Source organism: Sphingobacterium sp. UGAL515B_05 (genome assembly GCF_033097525.1).
Classification (GTDB): Bacteria; Bacteroidota; Bacteroidia; order Sphingobacteriales; family Sphingobacteriaceae; genus Sphingobacterium.
The window spans coordinates 6,216,078-6,233,259 of record NZ_CP109907.1 but is presented as its reverse complement, the minus strand read 5'-3'; the positions used below and the strand labels follow the sequence as shown (position 1 = coordinate 6,233,259).

At 39.2% G+C, this 17,182-nt stretch carries 13 protein-coding genes and 1 other RNA gene; 7 read left to right on the top strand and 7 right to left on the bottom strand.

Annotated features, from left to right (window positions below; translation table 11 throughout):
• Nucleotides 1-81: 81 nt before the first annotated feature.
• From argS to OK025_RS26010, 3 genes are read left to right on the top strand one after another with little or no spacing between them, the layout of a single operon-like run.
• Nucleotides 82-1,866, top strand: a complete 1,785-nt coding sequence (gene argS, locus OK025_RS26020) for an arginine--tRNA ligase (protein ID WP_317667662.1) — start codon at nt 82-84, stop codon at nt 1,864-1,866.
• A gap of 4 nt (nt 1,867-1,870) precedes the next feature.
• On the top strand, nt 1,871-2,947 hold the full coding sequence (locus tag OK025_RS26015) for an oxidoreductase (RefSeq protein WP_317667661.1): 1,077 nt from the start codon (nt 1,871-1,873) through the stop codon (nt 2,945-2,947).
• A 15-nt stretch (nt 2,948-2,962) separates the two neighbouring features.
• Complete coding sequence (locus OK025_RS26010) at nt 2,963-4,153, top strand: aminoacetone oxidase family FAD-binding enzyme (RefSeq protein WP_317669791.1); 1,191 nt, start codon at nt 2,963-2,965, stop codon at nt 4,151-4,153.
• A gap of 90 nt (nt 4,154-4,243) precedes the next feature.
• Here OK025_RS26010 and OK025_RS26005 read toward each other — a convergent pair whose 3' ends face one another.
• Nucleotides 4,244-5,296 (bottom strand): WYL domain-containing protein, encoded by a 1,053-nt coding sequence (locus tag OK025_RS26005; RefSeq protein ID WP_317667660.1) that lies wholly within the window; start codon nt 5,294-5,296, stop codon nt 4,244-4,246.
• Between the two features lie 152 nt (nt 5,297-5,448).
• Here OK025_RS26005 and rnpB point away from each other — a divergent pair.
• Both rnpB and OK025_RS25995 read left to right on the top strand, forming a co-directional pair.
• Nucleotides 5,449-5,828: RNase P RNA component class A (gene rnpB / locus OK025_RS26000), an RNA gene on the top strand.
• A 67-nt stretch (nt 5,829-5,895) separates the two neighbouring features.
• Nucleotides 5,896-7,287, top strand: a complete 1,392-nt coding sequence (locus tag OK025_RS25995) for a sigma-54-dependent transcriptional regulator (RefSeq protein ID WP_153846152.1) — start codon at nt 5,896-5,898, stop codon at nt 7,285-7,287.
• A 123-nt stretch (nt 7,288-7,410) separates the two neighbouring features.
• Here OK025_RS25995 and OK025_RS25990 read toward each other — a convergent pair whose 3' ends face one another.
• From OK025_RS25990 to OK025_RS25975, 4 genes are all read right to left on the bottom strand, one after another.
• Nucleotides 7,411-8,127 carry an HAD family phosphatase gene (locus OK025_RS25990; RefSeq protein ID WP_317667659.1) on the bottom strand — a complete coding sequence of 239 codons (717 nt, stop codon included), beginning with the start codon at nt 8,125-8,127 and terminating at the stop codon, nt 7,411-7,413.
• Between the two features lie 28 nt (nt 8,128-8,155).
• Nucleotides 8,156-10,057 carry a DUF3857 domain-containing transglutaminase family protein gene (locus tag OK025_RS25985; RefSeq protein ID WP_317667658.1) on the bottom strand — a complete coding sequence of 634 codons (1,902 nt, stop codon included), beginning with the start codon at nt 10,055-10,057 and terminating at the stop codon, nt 8,156-8,158.
• Complete coding sequence (locus tag OK025_RS25980) at nt 10,054-12,027, bottom strand: transglutaminase domain-containing protein (protein ID WP_317667657.1); 1,974 nt, start codon at nt 12,025-12,027, stop codon at nt 10,054-10,056. Before OK025_RS25980 ends, OK025_RS25985 begins: the two co-directional genes overlap by 4 nt.
• Nucleotides 12,028-12,092: 65 nt before the next feature.
• A complete protein-coding gene (locus OK025_RS25975) occupies nt 12,093-12,467 on the bottom strand; it encodes a hypothetical protein (protein WP_317667656.1) in 375 nt (124 codons plus the stop codon).
• 487 nt (nt 12,468-12,954) lie between these two features.
• On the opposite strand from OK025_RS25975, the gene OK025_RS25970 reads away from it, so the two are divergent.
• Both OK025_RS25970 and OK025_RS25965 read left to right on the top strand, forming a co-directional pair.
• Entirely contained in the window at nt 12,955-13,479 is a 525-nt protein-coding gene (locus tag OK025_RS25970) for a hypothetical protein (protein ID WP_317667655.1), read from the top strand.
• 103 nt (nt 13,480-13,582) lie between these two features.
• Complete coding sequence (locus tag OK025_RS25965; protein WP_075994703.1) at nt 13,583-14,482, top strand: flagellar motor protein MotB; 900 nt, start codon at nt 13,583-13,585, stop codon at nt 14,480-14,482.
• 54 nt (nt 14,483-14,536) lie between these two features.
• Here OK025_RS25965 and OK025_RS25960 read toward each other — a convergent pair whose 3' ends face one another.
• Entirely contained in the window at nt 14,537-15,169 is a 633-nt protein-coding gene (locus tag OK025_RS25960; protein ID WP_294184724.1) for a gluconate 2-dehydrogenase subunit 3 family protein, read from the bottom strand.
• Between the two features lie 4 nt (nt 15,170-15,173).
• A complete protein-coding gene (locus tag OK025_RS25955) occupies nt 15,174-16,910 on the bottom strand; it encodes a GMC family oxidoreductase (protein WP_120334875.1) in 1,737 nt (578 codons plus the stop codon).
• Nucleotides 16,911-17,182 lie beyond the last annotated feature (272 nt).

Genomic DNA, 17,182 nt, shown 5'->3' with positions numbered 1-17,182 from the left:
TTAATGGTGAATACCTAAATAAGGAATGTTATTTATTTCCAATTCACTATCAGGAAGTTGTAAAAATTACAAAATCATTAAATGGCAAATTCTATTCAAAAGCGACTTGTTGAAGTCACTGTACAGGCAGTAAAAGAGCTTTACAATGCAGATATTTTAGAAAATCAAATTGCTTTACAAGCTACCCGAAAGGAGTTTGAAGGACAAATTACAATCGTAACTTTTCCCGTAACGCGCTTTTCGAAATCTTCTCCGGAACAAACCGGAAAGGAAATCGGTTCATATTTGCAACAGCATATTGCTGAAATATCGGATTTCAATGTGATAAAAGGCTTTTTGAATATTGTTCTTTCCGATGCGTATTGGATCACGTTGTTGAATCAGACCATAACGGCGAAGGACTTTGGTGTATTTCCTGCGAATGGAAAGAAACTGATGGTTGAATATTCTTCTCCAAATACCAATAAACCGCTGCATTTGGGGCATATCCGTAATAATTTATTAGGTTATTCTGTTGCGGAAATCCTAAAAGCTTATGGTTATGATGTGATCAAAGCAAATTTGGTGAACGATCGCGGTATCCATATTTGTAAGTCGATGTTGGCCTGGCAAAAATTTGGTAACGGTGAGACACCCGAGTCTACTGGACTTAAAGGAGACCACCTTGTCGGAAAATATTACGTTGTCTTTGACAAAGCATATAAACAGGAAATCGAGGCATTGAAGGCTGAAGGGCAGACCGAAGATGAGGCAAAGAAAAATGCACCTTTGATGAAGGAAGCACAAGCGATGTTGCAACAATGGGAAGCGGGGAATGAAGAGGTGATCTCACTGTGGAAAACCATGAACAGCTGGGTGTACGCCGGGTTTGAAAAGACCTATAAACAATTAGGCGTCGATTTCGATAAATACTATTATGAATCCAATACATACTTGCTGGGTAAAGATATTATCCAGGAAGGTTTAGATAAAGGGGTTTTCTTTAAAAAAGAGGATAACTCTGTATGGATTGATCTGACTGCAGAAGGACTGGATCAGAAGCTTGTGCTTCGTGGCGACGGTACCTCTGTCTATATTACACAAGATTTGGGAACAGCACAACTGAAATATGATGAATTCAAGATGAATGATTCTATTTATGTTGTCGGTAACGAACAGGATTACCATTTCAAGGTATTGTTCTTAATCTTGAAAAAACTTGGTAAAGCTTGGGCTGACGGATTGTTCCATTTATCGTATGGGATGGTCGATCTTCCTTCAGGTAAAATGAAATCACGGGAGGGAACAGTTGTTGACGCGGATGATTTAATGGCTGAGATGCTTAAGACCGCTCAGGAACGTACTGAGGAACTTGGCAAGACTGAAGGATTGGACGAGGAATCAAAAGCCGTTCTTTACGATACGATTGGAATGGGCGCACTGAAATATTTTCTGTTGAAAGTGGATCCTAAAAAACGCCTGTTGTTTGATCCAAATGAATCTGTCGATTTTCAAGGTCATACCGGACCGTTTATTCAATACACGCATGCCCGTATCAAATCTGTTTTGAGTAAGGCTGAATTCGATTTTGACAGTGCTGTGTCTGTACCGGCGACGATTTCCTCTTACGAACGTGATTTAATTCAACAGCTGGGTGCATTTCCGGAGATTATTGAAGCTTCTGCGCAAGAGTTCAGTCCTGCACAATTGGCAAATTACATCTATGAGGTCGCTAAGTTTTATAATAAATTCTATCATGAAGAAACCATCTTGAAAGCGGAAGATCATGATGTGAAAAACTTTAGATTGCACCTTTCAGCTTCTGCGGCAAAGGTTATTGCCAAAGGGATGAACTTATTGGGTATTCGGGTACCTGAAAGAATGTAATGCTATGAAGAAAATTCGCGTAGGACTTATTGGCTTTGGAATTTCGGGTCAGGTTTTTCACGCTCCCGTGATGCGTTCAATCGCTGAACTGGATCTTGTTAAAGTGACAGCACGGAAAGCGGATCAGCAAAGTTTATTAAAGGAACGTTATCCACAGGCGGAAATAGCTTTGTCTGCGGATGATATTTTTAATGATGCAACCATTGATTTAGTCGTCGTTGCAACGTCCAATGAAATGCATTATCCTTTCGCAAAACGTGCACTGGAAGCCGGAAAACACGTTGTCGTAGAAAAACCCTTTACCAATAGCGTCGAGCAGGCCGATGAGCTTATCGCTCTGGCTAAGGAGAAAAATCTGATCTTGGCACCTTACCATAATTTAAGGTTCAACTCAGACTATCGGACCCTGGAGAAAGTGGTCAAAAGTGGAAGGTTGGGACGGATTGTAAATTTGGAATCCAGGTTTGATCGTTTCCGTAATTACTTGCGACCTAATGCCTGGCGCGAGGAAAACCTGCCGGGTTCGGGTATATTTTATGACCTGGGACCACATCTCATTGATCAGGCTTTACAGTTATTTGGAAAACCGCATGCTGTCTTTGCCGATTTGGCTGTCCAACGGGATCATGCGAAGACTATTGACAATTTCGACTGCCTATTGTACTATGATAATTTGAGGGTTTCCCTAAAAGGTTCTATGCTTGCAAAGGAGCCTACAGCACGTTACCGTGTTTTCGGAATGAACGGAAATTTTGTAAAATATGGTGTCGACCCACAGGAAGCCTTACTGCGTGATGGTAAATTTCCTGATGAGGATCCAACCTGGGGACAAGAAGACCCAAGTCTATACGGCAAGCTCAATATCGTTGAACAAGGGAATGACATTGAAGAAACGGTTCCTTCTGAAATAGGTTCCTATCCTGATTTTTATCAGAACGTTGCGGATAGTATATTGGGGAAAACTACCTTGATCGCATCGCCAAATCAGGCACGGGATGTCATTAAAATTATTGAATTGGGATATCAGAGTCAATTGGAACGAAGAGTTGTTTCTGTTGAAAATACATTGATTGCTTATTAGATTGTTGCTGTGAGTATAATATACGATGCTATCATTATTGGGGGCGGAGCCTGTGGTTTGATGTGTGCAGCCCAAGCAGGGCTGATTGGAAAGAAGACCTTGGTGCTTGAACGAAACGATAAGGTCGGCGCGAAGATCTTGATTTCCGGAGGTGGACGCTGTAATTATACAAATATCGGTAATAGTCCCGCTAATTTCATTTCTGAAAATCCAGATTTTTTACATGGTATATTCAAACAATGGACAGTGGACGATACCATTACATTTTTTGAACAGTATGGTATTGTAGGGCATGAAAAAACACTGGGCCAGTTGTTTCCAGAGACCAATAAAGCAAAGGATATCGTTGCTGTATTTTCAAAAATTTTATACGAGACAGGGCAGGATATTGCATTGAATACCTTGGTGAAATCGGTAGAAAAAAACGATAAGGACTTTGTGGTAACGGTCGAAAATGCAAAAGGTGAGTCCCGATATCATGCACATAAAGTTGTTATTTCTTCTGGCGGGCTTCCGGTCCAAAAACTCGGCGCCTCGGACTTTGGATTACGCCTAGCCAAACAATTCGGTTTGCATGTCGTCGGTACAGCCCCTGCATTGGTCCCTTTGACAATAACTGGAAAAGATGCCGATTGGTATAGCTCTTTGGCTGGAAATTCGGTGTTCTCGAAAGTGTCTGTTGCGGGAATGTCTTTTGAAGAGAATATTCTCTTTACACACTGGGGATTAAGCGGACCTGCCATTCTTCAGATATCAAGTTATTGGAGACCCGGACAGGAGATTACGATTGATCTACTGCCCAATTTTAATTTAGATAATCTGATTAAACAGGAGCGGCAATATGGAGGTAAAAGATTTGTTTCACAATTGCTAAACGATTATTTCAGCAGAAAATTGGTCGATGCTCTTGGAAAATTTCTAGCATTAGATACCAAAATTGCCTCACTTAGTAAAGCTGATGCGAAATTGATTGTCGATACTATCCATCGCTTCAAGGTAAAACCTGCGGGAGATAAGGGGTATGATAAAGCTGAGGTCATGCGTGGAGGAGTTTCAACGGAAGAACTACACCCCAAGACCTTAATGTCTAAAAAAGTTGAAGGCCTTTATTTTGGAGGGGAGACCGTTGATATTACGGGATGGCTTGGCGGTTATAATTTCCAATGGGCTTGGGCTAGCGGTTATGCCATCGCCCAAGATATTTAAGTGTTTTTGGAGAGGTAGCGAGAGGGGCAATCTATCCTGAAAAAATGGGTTAAGCAGGATTATTGATAGAACTATTATTCGATAGAAATCTTATTCATGTTGTGAATTTGACGTTTTATCGACAGATTTCTCAGCATAGAGTTGTGTGGCAGCAGCCAAGCGCTGTTTTATTCTCGTTTGCAATTTTTTTGGGGAGAGTACTTTAATGGATTCGCCAAAACCTAAAATTTCTCTTTCCAGTTCAAAGTTAAGTACAACATCGATACGAATTAATATTGAACCATCCTCCTTTTTGTCTAAAATCTGCTGTGACGCATGTAAGGGTTTTGTTGCTACATAAGGTGCATTTTTTGCATTGACTTGCAATATCACCCGGTGACCGCGGTCCTTTTGTGTCTTCGTTACGCCTATGGTATCTGAAAAGTGACGTTCGAAATCGACCCCTGTATATTCCCTGTATGAATTTTTGCCCATTTCCTCGATGGCATTGATCCGATCAAGCGCTAGTGTCATCAATCCTTCACTCTTTTTATGCTGACCAATTAGAAACCATCGATTACGATATTCTTTTAGGAGATAGGGCGAGAAAACGATATCCTGCTGTTGTGTTGCTTTGAACGATTGGTAGCTGATCAGGAGTGGTGTTTTTTCACGAATGGCTTGATGCAGTGGACTGATAAAAGAAAGGCCTTTTAGCAGATTGTTGCTTTCCATTTGTATAATAGAAGGTGAATTGTCCTTTTTTGTGTGGATGCTATCTTCAAGTCGTGCGACAATATCGCTCATTTCATCAAAGCTGGAGAAACCGCTCACATGCTTAAGTACCTCTACAGCCTCTTTCATTTTTTGCATGTCACCGACAGAAATCGGTGAATTGCTAATGCTATAGTTGGGATCTTCATAGGTGTAGAATTTGCGGTGCAAGACGACAATAGGCGCATTGTAGCCGAGCTTATTGCTACGCATGAGTTGAATATCACCTTGTATGGTGCGTTTACTTATCCCATTTTTGATTCCTTCAAATTCATAGAGTGCATCGGAAACCTTTTCCATAAGATCTTCCAAGGTCCATTTCCGATGTCGTAAACGAAGGCAATGATCAATCGTTTTATAACGTATAAGAGCTAGTTTATTGAGTGCCATGTTTTTTTTTGATAGATTGAAAATACAAAAACTTTCTTTATCTGCGCAAGGTAATTGCGTAGATTTTTATGCCAGTGATGCAAAATGAATGATCTTTTCGAAATTGAAAAGAAATTCGGGTTTATCCGAGTAAAATAGCTACTTTTGCGCAGAAGCAAACTGGTTCTATCGCTGCTCTTTTTTGGGAGGAGAGGAAAGTCCGGGCAACATAGAGCAACACGCTTCCTAACGGGAAGGCTGCTATGAAAATAGCAGACAGAAAGTGCCACAGAAAATATACCGCTTTTCGGAGTAAGGGTGAAAACGTAAGGTAAGAGCTTACGGTCTTGTATGGTGACATATATTACGGTAAACCTCGTGTGTTGAAAGACCAAATAGGTTGCGAAATTCGAAGGCTGCTCGTCTTCTTTCAATTTATTGGAATTCGTAATGGGTAGGTTGATTGAGTTTGTCAGCGATGGCAAATCTAGATAAATGATAGAAATTCCACTTCGGTGGTCTACAGAACCCGGCTTACAAGGTTTGCTTCTTTTTCGCTAATTGCCAAAAAAAACTTATATTGATTCCCATAATTGAAAAAATAGCATAACTCTCGATTTATGAGTACAATTTTAATCATTGATGATGAGCGCGCCATCAGAAGTTCGTTGCGTGATATCTTGGAATATGAAGATTATACGATTTTGGATGTCGACAATGGCCGGGATGGATTAGATATTTTAAAAAAGGAAAAAATAGATCTTGTCCTTTGTGATATCAAAATGAATACGATGGATGGGATGGAAGTTTTGGCGGAAGCACACCAAAGCAGCCCGGATATCCCGTTTATTATGATCTCCGGACATGGTACGATTGAAACAGCTGTTGAAGCAGCGAAAAAAGGAGCATTTGACTTTTTAGAAAAACCGCTGGACCTGAATAGATTATTGATAACGGTTCGTAATGCACTGGATAAAAGTTCTCTAGTCACAGAAACCAAGGTCCTGAAACGAAAAGTTAGCAGCTCGAAAACAAAAGATATACTGGGTGAATCGGGGGCTATCAAACGTATTAAGGAAACAATTGACCGGGTTGCACCAACAGAAGCCCGTGTATTGATTACCGGGGCGAATGGCTCGGGAAAGGAATTGGTTGCACGCTGGTTACATGAAAAGTCAAATCGTGGACAAGGCCCATTGATCGAAGTGAACTGTGCCGCAATACCATCTGAATTAATCGAATCAGAATTATTCGGGCATGAAAAAGGATCCTTCACGTCGGCGATTAAACAACGTATCGGGAAGTTTGAACAAGCTAGCGGTGGAACATTGTTCTTGGATGAGATCGGAGATATGAGTCTATCCGCGCAAGCTAAAGTGCTAAGGGCATTACAGGAGCATAAAATCACGCGAGTGGGGGGCGACAAAGAAATTGACGTCAATGTCAGGGTAGTAGCTGCGACCAATAAGGATTTATTGAAAGAGATAGAAGATGGTAATTTCAGAATGGACTTGTATCACCGTCTATCTGTCATATTGATCCATGTGCCAGCGTTAACTGATCGTGTCGATGACATTCCTTTATTGTCCACAAACTTCTGTGAAGAGATCTGTATGGAATACGGGATACCTGTAAAGGAAATTACTACTGCTGCAATGCGGGAATTGAGTCATCTTCCTTGGACAGGTAATATTCGGGAATTGCGCAATATGATTGAACGTTTAATCATTTTGAGCGACAGGTCGATTACCGATAAAGATGTTGTTGCCTTTGCTAACCCTTCCCGCGAACCTGTGAATGGTATAGCTCATGAAAAAAGTGCAACGAATTACGGATTAGATATGGACTCCTTTGATTCGTTTCAAGATTATAAAGATCATGCGGAGAAAGAATTTATAAAATATAAATTGGAAAAGAATAATTGGAACGTCTCCAAGACGGCCGATGATCTTGATATTCAACGTAGTCACCTGTATAGTAAAATAGAGAAGTTCGGTCTAAAAAGAGATTAACCGTTTAGTGAAATTTTAGTCTAGTAGCTGTGAGCGAAAATTGCAGTTCGCTTGGACAAAGCGATAAAAAAAGAGATTCCTTAAGGAATCTCTTTTTTTATCGTCGTCAACCCCTCAACCGAGTTATAATTCTTGTGTTTTTAAAATGGCCTTTATATTGGCAACTGATATTTCTGTATAATTATTTATATAATCATTACTTGCAGGTAATTCTTCTTTTTTATGGGTTGAAAGTACGGCAACAACTTTCATTTCAGCATTTTTCGCCGCGGTAATACCCGAAAAAGAATCTTCAAAAACAATACAGCGGTCAACAGGAATTTGCAGATTCTCTGCAGATTTTAGATAAACCTCAGGATGTGGCTTATGTAGTTTTACATCTTCGCTGCTTAGCGTGGAAGAGAATAAATGACGTATGTTCAATTCATCCAAAATTAAGTCCATATTCTCTCGGGGAGCAGATGTCGCCACAGCAAGCTTAAAACCGTTATTTTTTAATTCCGTTAGAAACTCAATTAAGCCCTTAATAGGGGCAACGTGTTCTTTATAGATCACTCTAAAAAGCTGCTCTTTTTCAAATTCAAGCGTTCGCAGTTCCTCAGGGGATATCGGACGCTGAAAGAAATGCTGCATAATGTAACTATTATGCTTACCATACATATGCTGCTCAAATTCCTCTTCTGTAGCCTGTTGTACATTGTGGTTTTTAAAAAAAGCTCTAAAAGCTTCCGCATGGAAAGGGTTGGTGTGGCTTATGACACCGTCCATGTCAAATATCGCTGCGGATTCTGTCATTGAGCTAATATACAATAATTGCCTTATTTGATCGATTTTACTCATTCATATTCTGGTAAATATTTTCTTCCGACTAGAGAAAGCTGAGGTTAAAGCGTCCCTTGTCGCAGCTGCTTACATCATTATGAAATTGGAAAAAGTCTTCATAAGTATTGGCAGGATAGCTGCCTTCAAATAGTTCCAGTTTTCTGTAAGTGAATAGTTTATTGTCTTTTATTTCTGACCTAAATTCATACTTTCCAAATGGTTTCTCAATTATTTTCTTCTCAGGAGTTATGTTTTTGAGCATATTTTCCGGGAGGGCAATGCTAATGCTATCGATATCAGCGTAACCCCTTTCAATGAAAATATCTTCCGTTCTATTTCTACTTTCTGCAATATTGGAATGTATGTTGAATAAATTAGGCTGGATCAAAAGTTTATTACCATTTTTCACAGCGTAGTTTTTGATAAAAATATTCAGGTTCTCCTCAATAAATGGATTTTCCTCCTTGTGTTCAATATAGTTTACCTGATTGAAATTGATATTGTCGATATTGTAATATTCTGTGAGAAGCTTATTCTTATCATTATTGCTGGCTAAAAGCACGTCCATATGGTTCTCGTATTGAGTTCCATAGAACTTGGTGTTTAGGGTGCCCTGAATGCTTCCGTCTTCCGAAAGTTTTAGGTCGGCATGGCGAAGTTGAAGGTTGGTCGAGTTAATGTATTTCGGTGTATGCATAATAACTCCACCATTTTCCGTGCAGGCGACAACATCTCGATCGTCGGTAAAGTCGCTGAGAAAGCCAAATGGAAGGTTTTGGCTGGTGCATTCCAGCCAGGTTGTATCGTTTTTAAATGGAATACATAAAATGACGTGATTTCCGTCCTGGGCGTTTGCAAAGGTTTTGCGAAAACTTTCTTTGCGTCTGCCTGCTTCGACAATACAGTAATAGGAAGGGATATTGACGGCCGACAACATGCTTCGCATGTAATTCGCCAGTGCTTTACAATCTCCGTAGCCCAAGCGGTCAACCTCAGAAGCCGGAAATGGTTCTAAGCCTCCAATGCCGATCTGAATACTGATGTAACGTGTGTTTTTTTGTAAATAATTGTATAGAATTTTTGCTTTGTCTTTATCTGAGCTTGCGTCTTTTGTTAATGCAATAAACTTTTGTTTAGAGGCTTCTGTCAGATCTTCTTTTTTGTTCAATAGGCTATTGGATACCCATTGGCCAAATTCTTTCCAATCCCCGAAATTTCCAGTCTTACCATAATAAATAAAATTTTTGGGAACGATGAGTACATTTATTCTTTTCAGGTTAGGATTGGGGCTATAAGATTCATCCTTTTTTGCAGCGATCTGTTCCGTATTCCATGTCTTACTTTCAGTCTTGTCATTTTTCTCTTCCTTGATACTTCCTTTATAGTTCGTTGTTTCAATTCGGCATTCAGTGCCAATTGGTGCAATAAATTGAAAGCTGCTTTTCTCTACAGATACATTGTTCGATACTTCGGGAGTCCAAGATGGAATGATCAAGTTTTGTTTACTTCTAACTTCGTATTGGTATTCGACGGTATAGGGATAGCTGTGATAGTCGGGAACATATAATTTTACCCGAGAATCGGCAAACATCGTACTGTTGTCAACAGCGCTTATATCTTTGAAATCTTTGGTTGCAATTTTCTTTTGTAATATCCCCATTTCGTTATAGATGGCTCCCTTAAGGCTCTTGATTTCGCTAGATTTATTATAATAGACCGGAAGTGAAGCATAGCGGTCCCCATTTTTATTGTAAACTGTGATAGCACACGTTATGGTTGTGATGACCTGTTCGGGAGACTTCATTTCTACCACAGTTTTATCATTGCGTACAGTTGCTACTGCTCTGCTCTTTAATGCACTTGGAATATTGGCGACGTCGTAGTTATCTTGTCCAATTGCGAGGATTGGAAGCAGGAAGTATAGTAAGTTGATGAATACGATTTTCATTTTTTACCGATTAATTTTATGTCTAGCTTTTGTTGTTGAATAATACGTGAATACAATTCTTTGAGCGAAAAATATTCATCGACGGAAAAGATGGGTTTGTTAAACGCAAGGCTTTGTAGTATTTCAAGTTGGTTGCCATTGACCTGCGTTACATATCTATATTTTGCAGTTGACTCCGGGAGTGCTAACGATGCATTCTGAGGCTTCTCGGCAACTTCATAATGGTCAGGGATGGTCAATTTGACGGCGTACATTGTTTTGGATTTAAACCCCATATCAACGGGATAAGTTCTTTCCTGTGCTTTAAATGGATTGTAGGAAATCCTGTCAATAATATTGGGTGCCAGTAATAATACGTCTTGGTCCAACTGTTTGGAAACATCTACGATAACATCAAACTCCTCTATCAATATTTGATCAATTTCTTCAAGGTTTTGGATACTTGATTTTGTTAAAGTTACATTGGGCATTTCTTCGTCCAGTTTTTCCCAGTATTCTTCCAGCGAATTGAATTTGGCGATATGTTGGCGTTTTAAAAAGGCTTTGTTACCCCTGCTACTTATGGTGAGTTTTCCCTTAATTTTAGCTTGTTCATCTAAAGCTCCTTCCAATACGTAGTTCACATCGGAAGATTCCTCTACCGTAAGGGGAAACCAGTCCGAGCTCTTTTTGGAGTAAATAATTCTTCCCCGTTCATTTAGACATTGTAAGGGCAGCTCCCCAAAAGGTAAGTATGAATTGGAGGCATCAAGTTTATATTTTACGCCATCTACATCTACGCAAGCGATGACATAGTCGAAGTCAGATAATACGGGAAATAAGGCATTGGGAGTCCCATTCCGTCGTGTTGAAAGAATAATAGGGTAGGCCTCCAGATCTGCCGCTAATAGCGCGGTTACTAGCGCTAAATTGATGTCGCCAATATTACCGGTCCGTTTTTCCAACGCTTTTTCAATGCCAGATTCTGCGTATTTGCCTAAATACTTATTCCATTTTATTTGTTTGTTGATATAGTTATAGATCTTCTTTGCTTTTTCTAATTTGGTGTCAGTAGGGGATACAATTGCTGCTAAGCTGGTTTTGAATAAGTCTGTTTTTTTTAATTGGCCACCAAAAGCCTTTTCATTCATTAAGTCTGTGTCTACATCTTTCCAGGTTTTGCTGAATGTCTTCTTGCTACCAGTGCTTGGATAAAAGATGGATTCAAGCTCATAATAAATAGCAGATTTAAAATTAGTGGGAGAAGTCATGTAGTCCTCTTCAATAAACGCTGGAATATTTTTCATTGTATAGGTCAATTTTGAACAATCCATTCGTAGTCCATCCAGAAATATATATTCTCTCAATGCTTCTGCTTTTTGATCGGTAAGCTTGTACGGGCCGCGTAAGACTACATTGTAGGTGAAAGAAGCTGGTATGATCGCAACATATTGGCTTTGTATTTTGGGAATATCATCCTGAAATTCCCATGTCTTGAAGTTAAATAAATCCTGCTCTAGCGTCCGATAAGACACTTCTATAATAGATCCTTCTTTAATATTCGGAAGAGTGAATTTATTTAGATCCAGATTGGCCGAATAATTTTCTCTGAAAACTTTCTTACTTTCAAGCTCCGTTTTCTCGATCCTGCCATTTTCTAAGTTATAGGTAACAGCCTTGAGTTCGTCAAAATAGTCTCGTATATAACTTCCGCGTTTATACGAGGGAATTTCAAAATTAGCTTTTTTAAATCCTTCTTTGTTATTGATCCGGATAAGTACATGGTATTCATGTTGAAGTTTTATTCGATTATCGTAATCATCAACAAAAACAGAACTCCGTCCAAACTCATTGAGCACGATAGCATTGGCGTTACTATCCAGATCTGTTCGTGAAAAATCCGAAATAGAAACTTGACCAAAATCAAAAGTTTGGGCTATACTATTTGTATAAATAGAAAATATTAAAAATAGCGTTAAAAACTGGCGCATAACTATAGGTGTAATAATTCACGAATATAAGTTTTTAGCCAAAATTAAACGATACTTCAGAATAATTATTTGTCGAGTTGCAAAAGATTATTGATGATCTCGGTAATGGTATCGACATCTTCGCCATCTTCCAGCATAGAGAATGCGAGATAGGTGGCGTAGATCTCTGGACTGAATTTTACGTGCTTATCGGCGATAAACCTATCGATCTGCTCTTCATTACAGTCAAAATGGATGCTCTGTAATTCATTGAAAAGATTGGTCGAAATGGTCTGATGATTTTCACCACAGGCAAATCCTGCAATAATATGGAATAGAAACTTATCGGTTATTTCGTCATCTTCCTTTTTGAACATAGCACGAATATGCTTATAATCGAATTTAGTTTTTGCGCTATTCACAATAGTGTCCCAAATCTGATACTCTGCTTTTGTCTCCATAGCTCGCTTTAAATTTATATTGGTATAAGCAATATAGCAAAAATAATTTGATTTTTGGCAAGGATAATGAAACTTATTGGCCTACTCAAAAGCGCTACAATAGCGGATTATCCGGGATTATCTGTAGGCATAAAATTCATCGGATCGTTAGGTAGATGACAGGATGTCAATCATGATGAAGAACTTAGGCTTGTAATAAGGTGAAAACAATCTCTCCTAAGAAGCAGCCTAATATAACGCCAAATAAAATCGACAAAATCACTTTTAACCAGACTGGGCTTGTTGCTAAAATCAGTTTCATGTCGCAAAATTGCTTTAAAAATATCCTGGAATGAAGACTTTTCTCTTATTTAAAGCTAGCTGTGGCGATACGATGACATGAATTTTTGGCTTTGTGGTATGATAATTGAAAATTAATAGTTGAATTCGATTTTTTTAGTAATTTAAGTCGGAAAATGAAATTGTTGAAATAGCCTGATTTATAATTATGATAACACGAATAGTATTGACAATTGCTCTATTTACTTTAACAAAAGTTGGGCTTGGCCAACAGGTGAATATTGATAAAATTCGAAAAGAATATGCGGAGGCCGTGAAGGACGAAGATCTATGTGAACATAATTTGGAGGTGCTGACGGAAGGTGCCAAATCACCGACCGAGAAAGTATACCTGGCCGCCTATCAGATACTTTTAGCGAAACATATCGGCAATCCTTTTAAGAAAGTTGGGCAGTTCAAAGAGGGCAAAAAGCATTTGGAAGAAGTGATTAAGGAAAATCCAAATCATATTGAAGCACGGTTTATACGTTGGAGCGTACAGGTCCATGCGCCTTCTTTTTTGGGATATAACAATAATATCCTTGAGGATAAAAATTTTCTTGTTAAAAATCTTTACAAATTACCCAATGAAGAGGCTAAATCAATTATTTATAATTATCTCAAAGGCGCAAATCCCTATCTTAAAGGTGCGCAAGTATTTAGCGCCACAGAGCTGAAGGAGCTAGCCCAATAGGACGTTAAAGGTTGTTAATTTGACAAGGCTGTGGGGCATTTTGGCGAGAATATTGCGTATCTTGTTCTATGAATTAATTCAACATCTACAAAAAGAGTATATCATGAAGAATTTAGTTTTTCCAATGACTGTATTAACGGCCAGTTTGTTTGTTATCGGATGTGGTGTTAGCAAAAAGCAATATGCTGGTTTACAGTCTGACTATAGTAAATTACAAACGGAGCACAGTCAATTGACCAAACAATATCAGGATGGACAGCTTCAATTGGCTGAAGGTCGGACACGGATCAAGAGTTTAGAAGATCAGTTGGCCTCTGAACGGCAAAATAATGCGGATCTCCGATCGGCTTATGCTGCTTTGCAGAAATCGCTCGATAACAGTATTAATCAGAATTCACAGGGAAATATTAATATTTCCAAGTTGGTTGATGAAATTAACGCTTCAAATAAATATATTAAGCATCTCGTTGAGACGAAAAACAAATCCGATTCCTTGAATCTGGTATTGACCAATAATTTGACAAGATCGCTTAGCCGTGAGGAATTGCAGGAAGTTGATGTACAGGTATTAAAAGGGGTAGTTTATATCTCACTTGCTGATAATATGCTTTACAAATCCGGCAGCTATGAAATTAATGATAGAGCCGACCAGACATTAAGTAAAATTGCGAAAATTATCCAAGATTACAGAGATTATGAAGTATTGATTGAAGGTAATACCGATACCGATCCAATTTCTAAACCTAATATTCGGAATAACTGGGATTTAAGTACATTACGGGCTTCTTCTGTGGTACAGGCTTTACAAAATAAATATGGTGTGGATCCTAAACGCTTAACTGCAGGTGGTAGGGGAGAATATAATCCAATTGCAGATAACACAACGGCTCTAGGTAAGCAACGGAATAGAAGAACGCAGATTATTATCACCCCTAAATTGGATCAATTTATGGAGTTGATTGATAAGGCTCCGGAGGCTACTGAGGTACCATCGGCACAATAGATTTTAATGAGGTAAATAAAAAAATCCTTTCCGTTTTCGGAAAGGATTTTTTTATTATCCAAAGAATTTAGTCGGGTCAAAACCGTGCTCTTTCAACACATCATCTGGTACACCATTCCAGACTCCAGGTTTATTTCCGGCATAGCCGATATCTTTCACACCCATTTCACTCGTGTAAAATCCCGAGGAAGTCAGGTTGCGCATCAATGAAAAGAAGGCTGCACCTTGTTTCATTTCCGGTTTTGCCAAATCAGGGTAGGCAATATCATCTACCAATGCAAGTTGATCTTTTGCACTGCATTTGATAAATACTGTTCCGTAACGCTTTTTGGATTGGAGGTCAAGCCAACGAAGTCCGCCACGCATAGGGATTTTATTATCAGGCAAATCTTTTACGATAAATTCGATGAAATCGGGCACTCCCGCTTCCGAAGCACTTCCTGAAATGTTATCCTTAGGAATAATAATATCTGCCAAAACAGTGATTGTAGCCATTTCATGTTCGTCAAAAAACTTTTCGGCATATAATTGTTCCGTGCGTTCGTATTCAAAATCCTGGACTCCAGGTAATTTTTTGCTATTGTCTGCTACTGCATTTTTAGCATCTTTTGAATTGCAAGCTGCGGTTAAAAGACCAGATCCAGCTGCAATTAATCCTAATGCTCTTAAAGATTCTCTTCTATTCATGCTTTTAACCGTTTAATTTTTTCTTTTCTTGAAGTATATATTCTGCTGTCCGCATTGATAAGGCGAGTATTGTCCAGGTTAGATTTTTGTCACCTTGTTGTACAAATGGTCCCGCATCCACGACGTAGAGATTTTTACAATCGTGCGCTTGTCCCCATTTGTTCAAAACGGAGGTTTTAGGGTCATTTCCCATTCTTGTGGTACCACCTTCATGAATAATTTTTCCGGGAGCTTCCAGGCCATACAATGTATCTGCTCCTGGTATTTTAGAAGTAATTACAGCGCCCATTTCGTGCATAATAGACTGAAATGTCTCTTGCATATGTTTGGCTTGTGCTATTTCTTCATTAGCCCATTTGTAGTTGAAACGTAGCACAGGAATTCCGAATTTGTCGACTTTATCGGGGTCAATTTCACAGTAATTGTCTTTTCTTGCCAATGCCGTTCCCCGGCCTGCCATACCTACATTTGCACCATAATAGCTACGGAAATCTTCTTTTAATGCAGTACCATAGCCGCCTTTGGCTTTTGACTTCCCATCCGAATTTTTTGCCAGGTCATTTACTTTCGGTACCCAATTCAAAAATCCATAAGAGGGCATATGTAAACCACCGCCATATTCGATGTGGTAACCTCTTGGGAAATTCAACTTGGCATTATCTTCCCACCATGGTGAATAAATATGGACACTTCCAACGCCATCCTCATTATAACGCTTCCGGTCAAGTAGTTGTGGTAAAAAGCCCGATAAACTGGCCCCTGTAGAATCGTGGAGATATTTTCCGACTAAACCGCTGCTATTACCAACACCCCCAGGATGCGATTTTGATTTGGAATTTAACATGATCCGCGCGCTTTCACAGGCACTAGCACCCAAAATAACGGTTTTCCCTTTAACGGTATATTCCTGCAAATCCTTGGTGTTTACATAAGAAACACCAACTGCAATTCCTTCATCATTTGTAATGACTTCCCTTACCATTGCATTGTCTATCACCTTTAGGTTACCTGTTTTCATCGCTGGAATAACCAGACAAGATGAAGAAGAAAAGTCCCCATAAACTTTACATGCACGACCACATTGGCCACAGTAGAAACAGGTACCTCGATCTTTAATATCTTTTGATACTTCGGTTAGCACGGCTCCTCTTCCAGGAATCACTGGAACTCCAGCTTTTTTGGCGCCTTTTGCAATATATAATTCGTTTAAGCGTGGCTTAGGTGGTTTCATAAAAATACCATCGGGTTCGTTATGAATACCTTCTGCCGTGCCATATATTCCGATCATTCGATCGACACGGTCATAAAATGGCTTAACTTCTTCATAAGTGATAGGCCATTCGTCTGTTACTCCATCCTTTGGCTTGAAATCGTCAGGTCCCATACGTAATGAAATTCGACCCCAGTGGTTGGTTCTGCCGCCCAGCATACGTGCTCTAAACCATTCAAATTCAGTTCCCGCTACCTTGCTGTAGGGTTCACCTTCGATTTGCCAGCCACCGAAGGCTGCGTCAAAATCCCCGAATGGTCTTGTGGTACCGGCTCCTCTTCTTGGAGATTCCCAAGGCCAGCGTAGTTGTAACGAATCTTTTGCTGGGTCATAAAAAGGACCTGCTTCCAGCATCAATACTTTAAGCCCCGCATGTGCAAGTATATAACCTGCCATACCACCACCTGCGCCGGAACCAACTACGATGGCGTCAAATAATTCGGGATTTTCTTTAATTTGATAATCTGACATAATTAAATGAAGTAATTAATTGAGAGGCCTGTGCGATACATCTGCCCTAAGGCTGCTATGTAAATGAGAAGGTTCAATTAATTTAATGGTTATTGTTTCATGTTTAAAATCATCGTGAATATATCGATAAAAATTCGTTTTTTTTAAATTAATTTATCGATTTAGCAGATTTTAAATAAAGAATATGGGATTGTTACAAAAAATACCGTGTTTTATTAAAATTTTATAGGAAGCAGTCATTGAATACTGCGTTTATTCCGTTGCAACGAAAT